We start from the raw sequence: 16,402 nt of genomic DNA, 5'->3' as shown, positions 1-16,402 counted from the left end.
GGCAAGGGATATGAGTATTTTTCAGCGGCTGTTCAGAGTAGGCAAGGCAAATGTTAATGCGGCAATCGACAAAATGGAAGATCCGGTGAAAATGATCGATCAAGTGCTGCGTGAGCTGGATGAGGATATCGAGAAGGTAACGGCTGCCGTTACTTCGCAGATTGCGGTGGAGAAGCGGTTCGAACGCGAGCTTCAGGAAGCGACTGAGATTGTGGGCAAGCGTGACCAGCAGGCCCGTCAAGCGCTGGCAAGCGGCAACGAGACATTGGCGCGCGATGCGCTGGCGGACAAGAAGCGCCATGCGGACAAACGCGACGCGCTTCAAGTGAACTATGACCGTGCGAAAGCGACGGCGGATAAGCTGCGTGCTCAGCTGAAGGAAATGAAGACGAAGGTTCAGGAGATGAAGACGCAGCGCAGCTCGCTGATCGCCCAAGCTGAAGCGGCCAAAGCGCAAGAGCGTATCAACAAAACGATGAGCGGCGTCGGCGTGGACAACCTGGGCGCGACATTCACCCGTATGGAAGAGAAAATCAAGCAAATGCATGATCAGGCAGACGCCGCTTACGAGCTTGCCAACGAAGGCAAGTCGCTTGACGATAAGTTCGATCAGCTGGAGAAGGATGCAAAACATACCGAGATCGACGACGAGCTTGCAGCGCTTAAAGCGGAGATCGAGGGACAGAAGTCCTAGGGGATCAAGCATTCAAAGAAATAGAAAAGCCCGGCATAGGCCGGGCTTTTTGTTATTATTGGAAGGATGAAGTATAAGTTCCTATGTAGCAGATGCAAGCTTCTGTATCCATTCCCTTGCGCCGTAAGCCATGGAATGGCTCTCCACCCTTGGCGCTTCAATGGAGCAGCATTTAAGCAGTTCGGGAAGCGCCTGGGCCTCCAGTGCGGACATGACCGCTTCCATATAACCTTTGTACTTCGGCGTACTGCCGCCGATGACCAGCACGTCCGGGTTGTACAGGTGAATCAGGTTCGCCAGTGAATAGCCCAGATAGGTTCCGGCTCTTCGCACGGTCTCCAAGGCAGCCGCATCATTCTGCTCCAGCTGCTGACGGATCGTCTCGCTGTCCACGCCGGCTTGGTTCGTGATGGCGTAGCCGCTTGCGAGCAGATCCAGAGACTTCGGTTCACCGTCAACCGACATGACCATGTAGCCGAATTCACCGCTCCAGCCTTTTGCGCCCAGCAACAGGTTTCCTTTCACGACGACACCGGATGCAATGAACGTGTCGATCATAACGACAGCAACGGTATCGCGGTCTGCGTGGTGGGCCGCCTCTGCCAGTGTAGCCGCTTTCACATCATTAATGAAGGCGACCGGGAGGTTCGATGGGGTGGAGAATTGTCCGGCTGTGACGCCGTTCAGGGCAGGTACGACATGACTCAGCTCTACCTTGTCATGACCGGCGACAAGCCCCGGCATTCCCATGCCGATTCCCTTCGGCGAATAAGGCAAGCGCTGGACGAACAGCTCAACCTCTCGTTGCAGGTGTGCCAGCTCGCACTCTTTGCCTGTTGGGACCGAATGTTTCAGTAAGCCTTCCGGCGTGTCTGCAAGCAGGACCATATGGTTCCCGTCAATCTCGATGCCTACATAAGGATTCATTCTTATAACTCCTCCTAAACATGCGAAACTAGAAATCATTCGAATAACATGCTACCATATATAAGTTATATTTGGCAATTTGTTCTACATGCTTCTATGAGACCGGATTTCGAATCTAGCGGCGGCATGATGCAATTGCAAGAAACTATTGTAATAGGATTGGTGATTATGTTTAAAAAATGGCTTAACGTCGAGCGGATTTTTCTGCTTGCCGCTATCGTTGCGGTTATTGTGCTGCTATTCGCAAGAACATTCGTTGGTGTTGCGGATAACGGGGATTTTCTTCGTATTATGGGTTCTATCGGATTAAATTATTATGATGCCAATGAGTCTTATGAGGACCGGTTTTTCCGCTTTGCTCATGCGAATTTCGCTTACGATGAGTTTTTCCGCGGCTTTTATTTGACGTCGCAGCTGATTTTGGTAGCCTTGGCCAGAGGTATCGCCAAGCTCTTCAACGGAGAAGCCTTTGATATCCGGGTGCTGGGCGCTATGTATGCGCTTTTGCTGATCACGGCGAGCTATTTGCTGATCAAATTTAACAAAACCAAATCTATCATAACGGGAATTGCGCTGGCAGGGCTCATCCTGTTTGTATTTTTTGATATTGCTTATCTGGCTTACTTCAACTCGCTATACGGGGAGCCGGCATCGCTCGTATTCCTGTTGCTGACGATGACGTTCGGACTGATGCTGACGAAGCAGTCGGAGCCTTCGCGAGCCGTGCTGGTTCTGTTTTTTGTATCGGCTTTGCTGCTGGTATGCTCGAAGACGCAGAATGCGCCGGTCGGCGTTGGTTTTGCGCTGCTTGGTCTGCGCTACGCTACGCTCAAGAAGGAGAAGGCATGGCGCAAGCTCGGCTTATCCCTGTCCGTGCTTACCCTAATTGTCTCAGCTGCGATGTATATCGCGGCTCCGAAGGACTTCAAAGATATTAATACGTATCAAACGGTATTTTTCGGCGTGCTGAAGGATTCACCTGACGTCGAGGGAGACTTGAAGGAGCTTGGTCTCCCGGCTCATTTGTCCGTGCTTGCAGGTACGAACTACTTTCAAGCGGATACGGCAATCAAGCAGAATGATCCATCTCTGAAGGCAGACTTCTACGATCGGATCTCGCATGCCGATGTTTTGTGGTTTTATCTCAAGAATCCCGGCAGACTAATCGGCAATATGGAATATGCTGCTGAGAACGGCATGATGATTCGCCCTTATTATTTGGGCAATTACGAGAAGAGCGAAGGAAAAACGGCAGGCGTGCTGTCGTATCAATATAGCGGCTGGAGTGAGTTCAAGAAGAGGATTTTGCCTAATCAGCTATGGTTCATTGCGGTTGTCGGTCTAGCTTATTTCGCGGCTGCAGCCTGGGAATGGATGAGAAGTGCGGACAGAAAGCGTCGCGCGGCAGTCGAATTGTTTATTTTGCTAGGGCTGACGGGGGTATTCAGCTTCCTCATTCCAATTGTCGGCGACGGTCAAGCGGATATGGGCAAGCATCTGTTCCTGTTTAATGCGATCTTCGACATGATGCTGGTGACGGGAGCGGTATGGGTCATCTATCAGATCTGTTCAAGATTAAGACGGAGAGACACGATATAAGCAGCATGAATGGATACGATGGAAGGGATACAAGCTGGTAACGGGCTTGTATCCCTTTTTTTATGTCACGAAACGAGCGGTGAAAATATGAAACTTTGCGAATCAAAGTAACACTTTTTTGAAAATCGCTTTTCCCCTACGATGAAGAGGATGATACGATCATTCTACTGGGTAAGGGGTGTAGATATAGGATGACTCTTATTGCTCGCAAAGATAGATGGATACGCGCTGTTCTTGCCACGATTCTGTTCCCGCTTACGCTGTTCCAAACGGCGGCTTCCCGGCGCTCTCTCCGCATCTGTAAGCCTGCAGGCCGGCTAGTCGATATTGGCACTAGAAAGCTGCATGCCCATGTGACGGGAGAGGGAGGGCCTACCGTTATTCTGGAGGCTGGTATGGGCGGCTGCTCCATCGGTTGGTCGCTGGTTCAGGAGGAGCTGTCCCGGCATTCGACGATCTTGTCTTATGATCGGGCAGGCTTCGGCTGGAGCCCGCAGCCGATGGGGGAGCCGACATGCGAGGCCTATGTCGACGACTTGAAGCGTCTGCTGGAGGCACTCCACTTGAAGCCGCCTTACTTGCTCGTCGGACACTCGTTCGGAGGCATGATCGTAAGATTGTTCGCATCCCGCTATCCGGATGATGTGCTTGGCATCGTGCTTGTCGATGCCGCGCATGAGTGTCGCTTCCTTCCCTCACGTCGAAGTGAGTCCAGGGCCAAAGTGAGGCATGCCAACGAACGCCTGTACAAGTGGGGATACTGCCTGTCTCCGCTTGGCATTCCGCGCCTGCTGAAGAAGCATGTCGGCCATAACGGGCTTCCGGCTCATTTGCAAGCTGCCGCTATATCGGCGGGCTACAGAAACCATGCGTATCAAGCGGCTTACGAGGAATTTTTGCATATGGAGCAGAGCGCATTACAATTGGAGGGTGCACCCCCGATTTACTCCGGTACGCCTGTCCTGGTATTGACGGCCGGCAAGCAAAGCGAGGAATGGAAGCAGGATCAGCAGCCGCTCTTGTTCTTGTCGAACAAGGTGAAGCAGACGATTGTCGAGGACAGCTGGCACTCCATACAGATCTATAGGCCGCAAGCCGTAACGGAAGCGGTGCTGGAGCTGTTGTACATAAAAGAAGGCTGGCCGGAATAATGCTCCGGATGGACGATTATAGGATGATTCACCCCGTTATATAAGGAATATTGTCGGAATTTCTCAAAAAATTTCAATTTTTAATATACGGATGGGAGAGTCGTACGGTACAATAGTGCCAAATGACGATTAGGAGGATGGGCATGGATCCGAAAAGCAATCATGCTTTTACTGAAGTAACAGACTCTCTCAAAAAAGTGGAACGGAACAAGCTGTTAACCCTGCTCAAGAACCCGCTGGAGAGCTTGCAGCTGACAGCGAAGGAATGGATTTACGGAGCATTGGGGCTGGCGGTATCATTCGTAGGTTATTTGATTTGGGTGTTAATACTGGGGAACAAAATTACCGGGCTGCTCTACAGCGCAATACCTTTCGGCGGATTGTTTGCGCCAAACTCGCTTTCATTTGCGATTTTCAGCCGCATGTTCCTGTTGGGCTTGCTGTCGCTCGTTGCGCTGCTTGCGGCATTATGGCTGGCGGGATGGTGGAGAAGCGGTGTGCAGCCGGCATGGAAGCTCTTTGTGATTCGAATTGGCGGAATTCAGTACATAACAGGAGCAGGCTTTCTGCTGTCAGGCATTTTGTCGTTCCACTTCACACTGTCGATGATGGTACTGTCGATTACGCTGTTATCCGCTCTGGCGCTTTCCTTGCAAGGAGGGCTCGTAGATAGCGGAATCAGCAAGGAGAAGACCGCTTCTTATTTCATTGCAGCCATTACGCTGTATCTCGTATTGGCAGGCGTATTCGCCAAGCTGATTCTGTAACGGCATAAGCTTTTCTTATATCCATAAGTTGCCTTAATCCTTCTACTTTGTAGGAGGATTTTTTTATTTGACCCCATATCGTCATCAGCTAAATGGCAGCAAAAACTACCCGTATTCGTAAGTTGAACTTAAATTCTCAATGGCATGCACCCTCTTCTAAAGTGGATGTTTTTGTCCCTAATTGTGGAAATATCCACCTATTCGACCTAAGTAAGCGCTTCTATAATGAAGAGGCAACACCATCAAAAGTAGTTATGGGAGGGTCAAGAAGATGATTAAGGGACTTAAGTTGCTGTTGATTCTTGCGCTTGGCTTCACGCTTGTACTCGCCGGCTGCTCTGGTAATGGAAGCAAGAATGATCCGAAGCCAAGCAACGGGGAAAGCACCAATAACGGCAATAAGGAGACAACCGAACCGGATAAGGTGGAGCCCTTCACCGTATCGCTCCGTCACATCCAGATCGGCGACGCACAGAAATTCCGCAAGGCGCTGCTCGACGATGTCGTCAAGAAAACCGAGGAAGAGATCCCAGGCTTGAAATTCGAGCTGGACGCGGTCGAAGATCAGGTGAACCGCTACACCAAGCTGCCAGCGGAAATGGCAGCAGGCAATCCGCCCGTTATTTTCGACTTGTTCGGCGGCATGGGCGACGCCCAGAAGTACGCAAAGGCAGGACGTCTGCTGGAGTTGACGCCGATTCTCGATGAGCTGGGCATCAAAGACAAGTTTCTGAACCTTGGCCAATTCATGGTGGGGGACAAAATATACGGCCTCCCGATCGGAGGCAATAACGAAGGTATTTTCTATAATAAAAAGCTGTTTGCCGAGCATAGCATTGCAGCACCGACATCGCTGGAGGAGCTGGAGGCAGCAGCGGCCAAGCTGAAGGAAGCGGGCGTTACCCCGTTCGCGATGGGGTCGCAGGCGGCATGGGTGCCTAACATGCTTGTGAATACGTTGATTGGCCGTTATGCGGGCCATGAGCTTGTAGAGCGCGTCTCGGACGGCTCCCTGAAGTTCAACTCCCCAGAAATTGTAGCCGCTTACTCGAAGTATGAGGAATGGGTCAAAGCGGGGTACTTCACGAAAGGCGAGCTAGGCCTCAGCTATGACCAGATGCTGAATGAATTCCTCAACAGCAAAGCAGGCATGATGTTCGATGGTAGCTGGCGCTCATCCGCATTCAAGAATGAGGAGCTGACCAAAAACATTACGCCGGAAGACGTGGGTTATGTTCCGTTCCCGGCTGTTCCAGGGGGTAAAGGCGATCAGACGTATGTGAACGGAAACTACGGCAATGGCTATGGCTTCTCAGCGACTCTGGATGATAATGAGCTGAAGGCAGTCAAGGCCTTTATCAAGAACCTGTACAATGACGACATGCAGCTTCGGGGATTGCTGGAAGACGGCGTATTGCCGGCTATGAAGCTTTCGCCTGAAGTAATGGGCACGGTAGAGGACCCGGTTGTGAAGCAGGTGCTGGATGTAGCGGCAGCCTCTGGCGGCGCCTTCTCCCACTTTGAGATCAGCATCCCGTCGAAGGTCTATACCGAGACAGAGACGCAGCTCCAGGCCATTATTGCGGGGCAAGCAACGGCTCAGCAGGCAGGCGACGCGATTCAGAAAATACTTGACGCGGAGGCTGGCAAGTAAGGGCGCACATGAACGAAATGAAGGCGCGGCCCGCTCCCTGTGGGCGGCGTCTTCTTCCCGCACATAGAGGGGCTCCTCTTGCAATCGGCACAGGCACAACAGGCTATATTTTGTAGGAAGGAGAAAGGATTGAAGATGAGAAGCGCCTTGAAAAATCCGTACGTATACGCCTTGTTCGTCATTCCGACGATCGGCATGTACTTCCTCTTCACAATTTATCCCATGCTTTCATCGGCATATTACGCGTTTACGGATTGGGACGGCCTGAACGCGCCGAAGTATATCGGGTTCCATAATTTCACTACCGCTTTGCAAGATTCTTATTTCCAAAAATCAATCGTCAACAATATGTATTTCATTCTTTTTTCCGTATTCGTACAGGTCCCGATCATAATCTTTTTCGCTATTCTGATTGGAAGCGTGAAGCGGCTTCAAGGCTTCTACAAAACAACGGTGTTCGTGCCGGCGATTCTATCCACAGCTGTTATCGGCATTCTATGGCAATTCATCTATAACCCGGAGGCCGGCATCGTGAACAAGTTTCTAGGCTTGTTCGGCATCGATACGATCTACTGGCTGGCGGATACGCGATTCGCGTTATGGGCTATTCTCATTACGAATGCGTGGCAGTGGATGGGCTTCTATATCGTGCTGGTATTAGCTGCTATATTGGCAATTCCGCGAGAATTGAATGAGGCGGCAGAGATCGATGGAGCCGGAGGCTTCCAGAGAGCGATCCGCATCACCGTTCCGCTGATCAAGCCCATTATTTCCGTAATTGTCATGCTGTCTATCGCAGGGGCCATGAGAGTGGTAGATATCGTGCTTGTCATGACTAAAGGAGGGCCTGTAAGTTCGACTGAGGTTATGGCTTCCTATATGGTCAACCGAGCGATTCGCTACGGCGAATACGGCTACGGCACCTCTCTCGCGCTGCTGATCTTTGTCATTGCGCTTGTATTAACCGCCCTGTATCAATTGACCTTTGGCCGCACGAAGGAAGAGGTGACTTATTGATGCTGCTCACTAAGGCAAGAAGAACGCTGCCGCATATCGTTCTCATGATCTATGTTGCGGCTGTGCTGATCCCCTTTGTCTTCGTAGTCTTCTCTTCCCTGAAGGACAACAATATTGATATTGCGGAGAATCCATTCGGCTTCCCGACTGAACTGGTATTTCAAAATTATATCGATGCATGGGTGTCGGCCAAAATCAGCACGTATTTCTTCAACAGCGCTTATCTGTCGCTGACATCGGGCGTAGCGGGCGTTATCCTCTCAGCTGCGACGGCGTTCGCGCTGACCCGCATGCGGCTGATTCGTACGAGCAAAGTGATTTATCAGGTTGTCTTGATTGGCATGCTTATACCGAGCAATGTATTGTTCATTGCGCAATATATTCTCGTATCCGATCTGGGGCTGCTTAATACACACTGGTCATTATTCTTGCCCTACACAGCAGGAGCGCTTCCGATCAGCGTGCTTCTGATCGCTGCATTCATGAAAGCGATACCGGGTGAGCTGGAGGAAGCGGCCATTATGGATGGGCTCGGGTCGATTGGTCTATTCTTCCGGATTATTATGCCCGTCACGATTCCAGCGCTTGTTACCGTATTTATTGTGAACTTTCTTGGTGTATGGAACGAATACTTATTATCCAACTTCTTTATTAGCAAGGATGCGCTTCGTACTTTGCCTACGGGCATGGTTGGCTTTCGGGACGCATACCAGACGAATTACGCGTATATATGCGCGGGCATTGTATTCAGCGTGTTGCCTGTCCTTGTTCTGTATGCATTCCTGCAAGACAAGATCATTGAAGGCATTACGGCCGGAAGCGTGAAGGGCTAGGGGCCAGGGCGGGAGGAGAGAGACATGTCGCTTCGCTTCAAGCTGTTTGCCGCGTTTCTTGCCTTGATCATCCTGCCATTATTTCTGCTTGGCATAGCCGCGTATTACTTTATATCGCAGGCAGTGGAGAAAAATTATGCGCAGCAGGCGGAGCTGACGCTGCGGGCGCTCAGGCAGAACGTCGAGTTCGTATTCAGCGAGATGAACAAGGTGACGGACAGTACGATTGCAAGCATGGCGCTGCAAGAGATGCTGAATCAGAAGGGATACGACATGGAGCACTTATCCCAGATTCATATGCTGGAGCTGAATGAGATACAGCAAAATTTCCGCAGTCTGCTGATCAACCATCCCTCCGTTAGCTTCGCGCTCATGTATCCGCTGGAGGACAACCGCGTTATTCCGATTTACTCCAAAGATTATTTCGAAGCATTGCCTTTCTCCAAGCTGAAGGAGCATCCGATTTATGCGGAAGTGCGCCGCCGCGACGGCCTGCCTTTGTGGGTGGGGCCGTATGAGTATCCGGAGCTGACGAGCTCAGACCCTATCTTTACCCAAATCCGCGTGGTCAAGGACCTGGAGACGCTGGAGGACAAGGGGATTTTGCTTGTTCAGACCAAAAACTCTGCCCTTGATGCCGTATTCCGGTATTTTCGCTTCAATCAGGAACGGTATAGCACCCGGTTTTTCATTGTGAACAGGGATGGCCAAATCCTGTACGACAGCTCTCAGGAAATGAATGGCGAGGCAATTGCGGACTATACCGACAATCGTTTTCAGCTTAATCCGTCATTTCTAAGCGCAAGGCAGGCATTTCAATCTGAGGATAGCGTCGTGTCCAGCGTCAGCCTGCACAAGGAGAACTGGCATTTGGTGTCTGTCGCCTCCTGGAGCTCGTTATCGAGTCAAATCGACCAGTACGCAAGATGGGTGGCGGCCTTGCTCACCATTACCGTACTGCTCGCCATGTTCTTCCTGTTGTTCTCGGTCAATCGGATCGCGAAGACGATTATTCGGGTCGTACGATTCATGCGGAGAGTGGAAGAAGGCGAGCTAGGTATACGGATGGCCGTACAGGGTAGAGATGAGCTGGGGCTGCTCGCCAGCGGATTGAATAGCTTGATCGCGCGCATCCAGCATTTACTGGAGAGGATTAGGCAGGAGCAAGAGCAGAAGAATCGCGCGGAGATGCGTGTCCTGCAGACGCAGATCAAGCCGCATTTCATTTTTAATACGTTGGAATCCATCAATGTGCTTGCGGTACAGAATGAGGGCAAGAAGGTAAGTCAGATGGTGTTGAGACTGGCGAGCATCTTGCGGATCAGCTTCAAGGGGCAGGAAGAAATTCCGCTGCGCCAGGAAATCGAGCATTTGATCAGTTATTTGGAAATTCAGAAGTTCCGCTTTGCCGACAGCTTTGATTATTCAATTGACATACCCGAAAGCCTGCTTGCTTGTACGCTCCAGAAGCTGACGCTTCAGCCGCTTGTCGAGAACTGCATTCAGCATGGATTCGACGGTCTGGAACGGAGGGGGAGCATTCGGATTCGCGCTAGCTCCGACGGTGAGCGCATACGGGTAACGGTGGAGGATAACGGCATCGGGATGAACGGCGAAATGCTGGCCCGATTTCAATATATGGCATCGGATGATAACAACCTGATTCCGAACCAAAGCGGCGCAGAGCATAACCCGGAGCGCAGGGGACTCGGCATTCGCAGCGTCGCGGATCGGATTCGCATTCAGTATGGCCCGACCTACGGACTTCTCATATGCTCGATGCCGGGGGACGGGACAAAGGTGCAGTGCATCCTACCAAAGACGGGACCGGGTGATAACCATGAAATTAAAGGCCATGCTGGTTGATGATGAATTGCCGATCTTGCTTAACTTGAAGGCTGTTCTGCCATGGGAGGACATGGGGATCGAGGTGGCGGCGCTTGCGCGCAACGGCAAGGAGGCGCTCCAGCACTTCCGGGAGCTGAAGCCGGATCTGGTGCTATGCGATATCCGGATGCCGGTCATGGACGGCATGGCATTCTTGTCGGAAGCCCGCAAGGACGATGCGGAATGCGACTTTCTTATGCTGACGGGCTATCAGGAATTCGAATATGCAAGGGAAGCGCTTCAAAGAGGGGTTCGCGACTACATTCTAAAACCAATCGATTATGAGCAGCTGGAGCAATCTGTGCGTCAAGTATGCGGACAAATCCGTACCCGAAAGCAGGATCGGTTGCAGGAGGTAGAGCGGTGGGGTCGTATGGCAAGTATGGCATACGAAAAGCAGCTCTATCATGCCCTGCTGGGCCTCCATACAGAAGGTGAAAGTGTATGGCTGCCGGAGCATGGAATGGCGCCCGATCGTCTCTGGTTTTCGCTTTATCTTGCCGATATCGATCAATATGCCGAGCTTTCCTTGCAATGGTCGGATCAAGAGAGAAGAAGCCGAAATGCTGAGATTACGGGGACGCTGAGGCAACTGGTGGCAGCTGACGGATGCCCGGTTGCGGTCATGCAGCTGCGTGAAGGAGAGTGGTGCCTGATTGAGCAGCGAGAAAGAGGCGCGAATTGGCGAATCCGCGCAGACCATGCGAACGAGCGGCTGCAGCGACTGCGGGAAGGCATAGAGGAGCGAATGAAGCTGCCGATCAGCTTCGTGGCGTACCCTGAAGGAATAAGGATGACCGAAATGGAGTCTGCGTACAAGAAGCTGCAGCGGATGCTTCTGCAGTCTGCCGGCAACTGGAAGCTGGTTTGTGCCAGAGATAAAGCTGCGAATGCCGAGCTGAGTGAACACCCGTCCCTTTGGCGGGCGGTGGATGTCATTGTCTCAAAAATGAGGAAGCTGGATCAGAGTGCGATGAGCCAAGCACTGATGGATTTGAAGCATTGTGTCATTAAGGAGCAGGAACAAGAGCTTTACTGTGCGGAGAAGGTTCTCCATTATTTGCTGCTTCATCTGCTTCGTGAATTGAGAGAGATGAATATGATTGCACCACAGGAGGAAGAGAAGATATGGCGAAAGCTTCAGCATAGCATTAGCGTAAAAAATGTGATGGAGATGATCATCGAACTGGTGGATGATGCCATGGATAAGGCCTTTAGCAAAAAAACAGCCGAGGTGCTGATGTTATCTGCAAAGGATTATATCCATAGGCGACTGTCGGGTGATCTGGGGGTTGAGGAGCTGGCCAATTATCTGGGGATCAGCGTTAGTTATTTCAGTCTGCTGTTCAAGTCGCACTTCGGGGAGACATTCGTCGAGTACGTTACCCGGCTTCGTATGGAGATGGCGCAGTCGCTGCTGCTGACGACGGACAAAACCGTAACGGAAATCGGTTCGGTGTCGGGCTATTCGGAGCGCAGATATTTCACGAAAGTATTTCAAAAGTTTTCTGGCATGACACCATCCGAGTATCGCGAGCATCATCAGGTGGAGAGGTAGTAGAGGAGATTCTCCTTGGCGCATAACTTGCGCCAAGGCTTTTTTGCGTTTAGCTCCATATGCCGATGGTCATAATGGGAGGAGATGATCAACAGGAGAAGGTAGCGTGCCTATGCAGCATAAGAAAGCGGCCCGTAATAGGACTCATCAGCAAGAAGACCGGCTTTGGGATGAATACGAATCGTTGCCGATTGAACCGAAGGTCTCAGCCAATATGAACAGGATCATGCTGGACCTGGGCGACAGTGATGATGTCGTGATCCGGGAGATGCGACGTGAGGGGTCGGATAACGTTGCGGCTGCGGTTGTCTATATGGACGGCCTGTCCGACTCCGCTGTAATCAATAGCTTTATTTCTAATTTGCTGTCCCGTTCCGTTCAGCATGGTGGACATGAGGAGGAAGCCAGCCGGACAAAGGGAAATCAGGATACAGACATAGCAAGCATTGCCGAGGAGATGTTGTTCGGCATGGGCTCTATACGTACGGTTACCCATATGGCCGACTTGTACCGCAATCTGCTGTCAGGTGAAGCCATTATTCTAATAGACGAGGCAACTTATGCTTATCGGGCGGATATTCGCCATTGGAAGGGCCGCGACGTTACCGAATCGACGAACCAGACCTCCGTTAGAGGTCCGCGCGAGAGCTTCACAGAAACGCTGCGAGTCAATACCTCTTTAATCCGGCGCAAAATTAAAGACCCTCGGCTTTGGCTGGAGACGATGTCGATCGGGCGTATGACCAGGACGGACGTAACGTTAATGTATATGAACGGCATTGCCAAGCCATCGGTTATTGAAGAGACGCGAAAGCGTCTTCGAGCTATTGATATCGACAGCGTGCTGGACAGCGGCTATCTGGAGGAGCTCATTGAGGATGGGAAATATTCGTTGTTCCCGACAGTCTTCAACTCCGAGCTTCCTGATAATGTTGCCTCCCAGCTGCTGGAGGGCAAAGTGGCCATTGTGGTCGACGGTACTCCGAATGTGCTGCTCGTCCCGACTCAGTTTGTTTCGTTTTTTCAATCGACGGAGGATTATTATCAGCGGTCGGTCTATGCGAGCCTGCTGCGCATACTGAGATTTATAAGTGTATTTATCTCGTTGCTGCTGCCGTCGCTATACATTGCGATTACGACCTTTCATCGGGAGATGCTTCCGGCCTCCTTGCTGTTCAGCCTTGCTGCGCAGCGCGAAGGCGTCCCGTTCCCGGCGTTTATTGAAGCGCTTGTCATGGAGCTCACCTTCGAGATTCTGCGCGAAGCGGGGCTGCGCATGCCGCGGGCAATCGGCCAGGCGGTCTCCGTCGTCGGGACGCTCGTGATCGGACAAGCGGCGGTGGAGGCGGGCATTGTCTCTGCTGCCATGGTTATCGTCGTATCGGTAACGGCGATATCTACCTTTACGCTGCCGGCTTACAGCATGTCGATCCCGGTACGTATTCTCCGCTTTGCATTTATGGCAGTAGCCGCGAGCTTCGGTTTGTTCGGCGTTATTATGGGCTTATTCGTGCTGCTGCTCCACTTGTGCGCTCTTCGTTCCTTCGGAGAGCCGTTTATGTCTCCATTCTCGCCTTTTAGGGCAGTTGAATTGGAGGATACACTTGTCCGGTTGCCGAGATGGCTCATGTTCAAGCGTCCCGGAACTTCAGAAGGGACTGGCAGCACGCGGATACGGAGGCGTGGGTAAGGAGGAGCAAGCATGTGGACCAGAGTAACCATTATCGTGCTTTGCCTGGCCATGCTTACTGGCTGTTGGAGCAGGCGCGAGCTGAACGAGATCTTGATCGTGCTCGGAGTAGGCCTGGATTGGGAGGAAGGGGAGTATCTCGTTTCCTTCCAAGTTGTGAGTCCAAGCGAAATATCGGCGCAGAAGAAAACGGGTGAACGTCCGCCGGGATCGCTTTTTCAAGGAAGAGGCAAGACGGTGTTTGAGGCGGCAAGAGCGGTTACGGCAGAGGCGCCTCGGAAGATGTATTTTGGCCATCTGCAGCTCTACGTTGTAAGCGAGGCGCTCGCCAAACAAGGGGTACATGATTTTATTGACAATATTTTAAGAGATAATGAGCTGCGAATGGACTTTAATCTGGTTGTTGCCAGAGGAACAAGGGCGGAGAATGTGCTGAAGCTGTATACCCCTATCGAGAAACTGCCTACGTACAGCATGCTTCAATCGCTGCGCAACTCCCAGAAGCTATGGGCGCCTACGGTATCCATTACGATGGATGAGGTGCTTGACCGTCTGTCAAGCGACGGCTATGAGCTTGCGTTGACGGGAATCCAATTATTCGGCGATCCGGCGGCGGGGGACTCTCCGCGTAATGTGAAATCATTCCTTCCCTCACGAAGATACCGCTATAAAGGCATTGCCGTGTTCAAGGATGATCGACTAGTCGGGTGGTTGAATGAAAAGGAAAGTAAAGGCTACACGGATATTACGGATAATCTAAGGAGCTCAACGATCGAGCTTTCATGCGGCTCACGCCATTATATCGGGATCGAAATCACGTCTTCGGAAACCAAGATGAAGACCAAACTGGTGGACGGCATGCCCGTAGTCATGATTGAGTTAAGAACGGAGGCTGCGGTCGTCAATATGCCTTGCACACATATAGACCTGACAGACCCGGCTGCGATAAGCAAGCTGGAAGAAGATTCTGCATTATCCATCGAGTCCAATGCCATGGCGGCGGTCAAGCGGGCAAAGGAATTGAAATCGGATGTGTTCGGATTCGGCAATCAATTAGGCAAGGATCATCCCGCTTACTGGAAGCGTGTAAGGGACGACTGGAACGAGAAATATTTCCCTGAAGCGGAGATTCAGTACGACATTAAGGTGTTTATTCGCAAGACGGGCACGACGGGAAATACGACACTGAAGAAGTAAGTATGCAGGAAGGTGAGGCTGATGAGTTCATTGTTTGGCGTATTCGCCCTTGCGGCAGCTGCAATATGGCTGGAAGCGCCCCGTCTCATTCATAGGGGTCACAAGCTTGAACTTGCTATATTCTTCGTACTATTGGCAATTGGTGTTGCGCTTTATGGCGCGTTGGTTATGGAAGTCAGCCTCCCTAATCCGTTCTTGCTGGTTAAGATGATGTTCGGTTGGGTGATGTGATCGTTTATGCCGCCTTATAAGGGGGAAACAACTTGGAATTCACAAATGCGAAAATTTCCGTCAGGCAATTCCAAATTTTAATCATCCTGGGCCTGACCGGAGATTCAATCTTGATCTTGCCGACGATTATTGCGTCCTCGGCAAGGCAGAATGCGTGGATATCCATGCTTATCGCTTATGCAGTTGGTCTTGTGCTAGGGGGATTCTTCGCTGCGATTGCAAATCGAATGCAAGGAGACAGTCTCCTTGACGCTTCACGCAGAGCGTTAGGGGGATGGTTAGGCAGCGTTGTGGGATTGCTGTTTCTGTTCAACTTCTTTATGTGCAGCTTAACGCTTGTAAGCGAGCTTAGCCAATTCATGACGACACAGCTCATGGCGGAGACGCCTGTGAACGCGATAATCCTCATTTTCTTGACGGTTGTTATTGTAGCGTATCGTTATGGCATAGAGGCTTTTGCTCGTATGGGGGAATTGCTGTTCCCGGCTTTCACGGCATTGTTTATGGTATTGGCCATATTGTCTCTATCCCAGGCTAATATTGAGAATGTAAAGCCGATCGCAGCCGAAGGATTATGGCCTATTGTTGATGGCGCCATCCCGGTCGTATCCGTCGCATTCGTAGAGATGGTAGTCTTGCTTGCGCTCGTTCCTTATGTAGCGACCGACAAGAAGCTGACCAAGCCTATTATGAAGAGCTTTGCGGCTGGCGGCCTCTTTCTGTTCATTGTGGTCGGACTTTGCGTGCTCGTGCTGGGGCCGAATTTAATGGAGACCAAATATTATCCGACGTTCGTGCTGGCTCAGAAAATAGCAGTCGGCAACTTTCTTGAACGTTTGGAAGCGATTCTGGCCTTTTTATGGATTATCACCGTGTTTTATAAAACGCTGCTGTTGTTTTTTGCCCTTACAAGCGGATTGGCGCATTGGCTGAGGCTCCGTGAAAGCAGAATGCTAACGATCCCGCTTGGCATGATTATGTTGGTTCTGACTGTCGTCGGCACGCCTAACATAACGGTGTATTATCAAATTCTAAAACGATATTACAATTGGTTTGATCTTGTGTTTTGTTTCTTTGTTCCGCTGCTGCTTCTTATCGGTCTGCTCGTAAGAAAAAAGAAAGGCAAAGCCGCCAGCTCCTGATCTCATTGTTGAAGGAGAAGGACGACGCCATGGACATCTTTACGACAGCTTTTCT

The 16,402-nt window shown here is 51.2% G+C and carries 14 protein-coding genes; 13 read left to right on the top strand and 1 reads right to left on the bottom strand.

The features are described 5' to 3' along the window. Window positions 1-10 precede the first annotated feature (10 nt). Window positions 11-694, top strand: coding sequence for a PspA/IM30 family protein (locus ACFVSO_RS02940; RefSeq protein ID WP_387469915.1), 684 nt, complete (start codon window positions 11-13; stop codon window positions 692-694). 81 nt (window positions 695-775) lie between these two features. On the opposite strand, the gene ACFVSO_RS02935 is transcribed toward ACFVSO_RS02940, so the two are convergent. Next, complete coding sequence (locus ACFVSO_RS02935; protein WP_387469913.1) at window positions 776-1,621, bottom strand: ROK family protein; 846 nt, start codon at window positions 1,619-1,621, stop codon at window positions 776-778. A gap of 168 nt (window positions 1,622-1,789) precedes the next feature. Here ACFVSO_RS02935 and wsfD point away from each other — a divergent pair, with 168 nt between their 5' ends. The 12 genes from wsfD to ACFVSO_RS02875 all read left to right on the top strand — a co-directional run bounded on the left by wsfD (window position 1,790) and on the right by ACFVSO_RS02875 (window position 16,347). Further along, window positions 1,790-3,220: a glycan biosynthesis hexose transferase WsfD gene (wsfD, locus tag ACFVSO_RS02930; protein WP_387469911.1), complete on the top strand. Its 1,431-nt coding sequence runs from the start codon at window positions 1,790-1,792 to the stop codon at window positions 3,218-3,220. Between the two features lie 191 nt (window positions 3,221-3,411). Beyond that, window positions 3,412-4,371, top strand: a complete 960-nt coding sequence (locus ACFVSO_RS02925) for an alpha/beta hydrolase (RefSeq protein ID WP_387469909.1) — start codon at window positions 3,412-3,414, stop codon at window positions 4,369-4,371. 143 nt (window positions 4,372-4,514) lie between these two features. Then, on the top strand, window positions 4,515-5,138 hold the full coding sequence (locus ACFVSO_RS02920) for a hypothetical protein (protein WP_387469907.1): 624 nt from the start codon (window positions 4,515-4,517) through the stop codon (window positions 5,136-5,138). Between the two features lie 271 nt (window positions 5,139-5,409). After that, entirely contained in the window at window positions 5,410-6,792 is a 1,383-nt protein-coding gene (locus ACFVSO_RS02915) for an extracellular solute-binding protein (protein WP_387469905.1), read from the top strand. Between the two features lie 135 nt (window positions 6,793-6,927). After that, window positions 6,928-7,809: a carbohydrate ABC transporter permease gene (locus ACFVSO_RS02910; protein WP_387469903.1), complete on the top strand. Its 882-nt coding sequence runs from the start codon at window positions 6,928-6,930 to the stop codon at window positions 7,807-7,809. After that, a complete protein-coding gene (locus ACFVSO_RS02905) occupies window positions 7,809-8,642 on the top strand; it encodes a carbohydrate ABC transporter permease (RefSeq protein ID WP_387469901.1) in 834 nt (277 codons plus the stop codon). Before ACFVSO_RS02910 ends, ACFVSO_RS02905 begins: the two co-directional genes overlap by 1 nt. Window positions 8,643-8,666: 24 nt before the next feature. Continuing rightward, on the top strand, window positions 8,667-10,508 hold the full coding sequence (locus tag ACFVSO_RS02900) for a cache domain-containing sensor histidine kinase (protein WP_387469899.1): 1,842 nt from the start codon (window positions 8,667-8,669) through the stop codon (window positions 10,506-10,508). Beyond that, window positions 10,483-12,087 carry a response regulator transcription factor gene (locus ACFVSO_RS02895; RefSeq protein WP_387469897.1) on the top strand — a complete coding sequence of 535 codons (1,605 nt, stop codon included), beginning with the start codon at window positions 10,483-10,485 and terminating at the stop codon, window positions 12,085-12,087. The genes ACFVSO_RS02900 and ACFVSO_RS02895 overlap by 26 nt, the downstream gene beginning before the upstream one ends. A 112-nt stretch (window positions 12,088-12,199) precedes the next feature. After that, entirely contained in the window at window positions 12,200-13,777 is a 1,578-nt protein-coding gene (locus tag ACFVSO_RS02890; protein ID WP_387470543.1) for a spore germination protein, read from the top strand. 12 nt (window positions 13,778-13,789) lie between these two features. Continuing rightward, entirely contained in the window at window positions 13,790-14,974 is a 1,185-nt protein-coding gene (locus tag ACFVSO_RS02885; RefSeq protein ID WP_387469895.1) for a Ger(x)C family spore germination protein, read from the top strand. 21 nt (window positions 14,975-14,995) lie between these two features. Further along, window positions 14,996-15,205: a hypothetical protein gene (locus ACFVSO_RS02880; RefSeq protein ID WP_387469893.1), complete on the top strand. Its 210-nt coding sequence runs from the start codon at window positions 14,996-14,998 to the stop codon at window positions 15,203-15,205. Between the two features lie 32 nt (window positions 15,206-15,237). Next, complete coding sequence (locus ACFVSO_RS02875; RefSeq protein ID WP_387469891.1) at window positions 15,238-16,347, top strand: GerAB/ArcD/ProY family transporter; 1,110 nt, start codon at window positions 15,238-15,240, stop codon at window positions 16,345-16,347. The last annotated feature ends 55 nt before the right edge of the window (window positions 16,348-16,402 follow it).

It is taken from the genome of Paenibacillus sp. NPDC057967 (assembly GCF_042887015.1).
Classification (GTDB): Bacteria; Bacillota; Bacilli; order Paenibacillales; family Paenibacillaceae; genus Pristimantibacillus.
This window is presented reverse-complemented; position numbering and strand designations above follow the sequence as displayed.

What these genes read in the sequence shown, in the direction of transcription:
- ACFVSO_RS02940 (WP_387469915.1), top strand. Translation starts at nt 11, where the DNA reads ATGAGTATTTTTCAGCGGCTGTTCAGAGTAGGCAAGGCAAATGTTAAT.
- ACFVSO_RS02935 (WP_387469913.1), bottom strand. Translation starts at nt 1,621, where the DNA reads ATGAATCCTTATGTAGGCATCGAGATTGACGGGAACCATATGGTCCTG.
- wsfD (WP_387469911.1), top strand. Translation starts at nt 1,790, where the DNA reads ATGTTTAAAAAATGGCTTAACGTCGAGCGGATTTTTCTGCTTGCCGCT.
- ACFVSO_RS02925 (WP_387469909.1), top strand. Translation starts at nt 3,412, where the DNA reads ATGACTCTTATTGCTCGCAAAGATAGATGGATACGCGCTGTTCTTGCC.
- ACFVSO_RS02920 (WP_387469907.1), top strand. Translation starts at nt 4,515, where the DNA reads ATGGATCCGAAAAGCAATCATGCTTTTACTGAAGTAACAGACTCTCTC.
- ACFVSO_RS02915 (WP_387469905.1), top strand. Translation starts at nt 5,410, where the DNA reads ATGATTAAGGGACTTAAGTTGCTGTTGATTCTTGCGCTTGGCTTCACG.
- ACFVSO_RS02910 (WP_387469903.1), top strand. Translation starts at nt 6,928, where the DNA reads ATGAGAAGCGCCTTGAAAAATCCGTACGTATACGCCTTGTTCGTCATT.
- ACFVSO_RS02905 (WP_387469901.1), top strand. Translation starts at nt 7,809, where the DNA reads ATGCTGCTCACTAAGGCAAGAAGAACGCTGCCGCATATCGTTCTCATG.
- ACFVSO_RS02900 (WP_387469899.1), top strand. Translation starts at nt 8,667, where the DNA reads ATGTCGCTTCGCTTCAAGCTGTTTGCCGCGTTTCTTGCCTTGATCATC.
- ACFVSO_RS02895 (WP_387469897.1), top strand. Translation starts at nt 10,483, where the DNA reads ATGAAATTAAAGGCCATGCTGGTTGATGATGAATTGCCGATCTTGCTT.
- ACFVSO_RS02890 (WP_387470543.1), top strand. Translation starts at nt 12,200, where the DNA reads ATGCAGCATAAGAAAGCGGCCCGTAATAGGACTCATCAGCAAGAAGAC.
- ACFVSO_RS02885 (WP_387469895.1), top strand. Translation starts at nt 13,790, where the DNA reads ATGTGGACCAGAGTAACCATTATCGTGCTTTGCCTGGCCATGCTTACT.
- ACFVSO_RS02880 (WP_387469893.1), top strand. Translation starts at nt 14,996, where the DNA reads ATGAGTTCATTGTTTGGCGTATTCGCCCTTGCGGCAGCTGCAATATGG.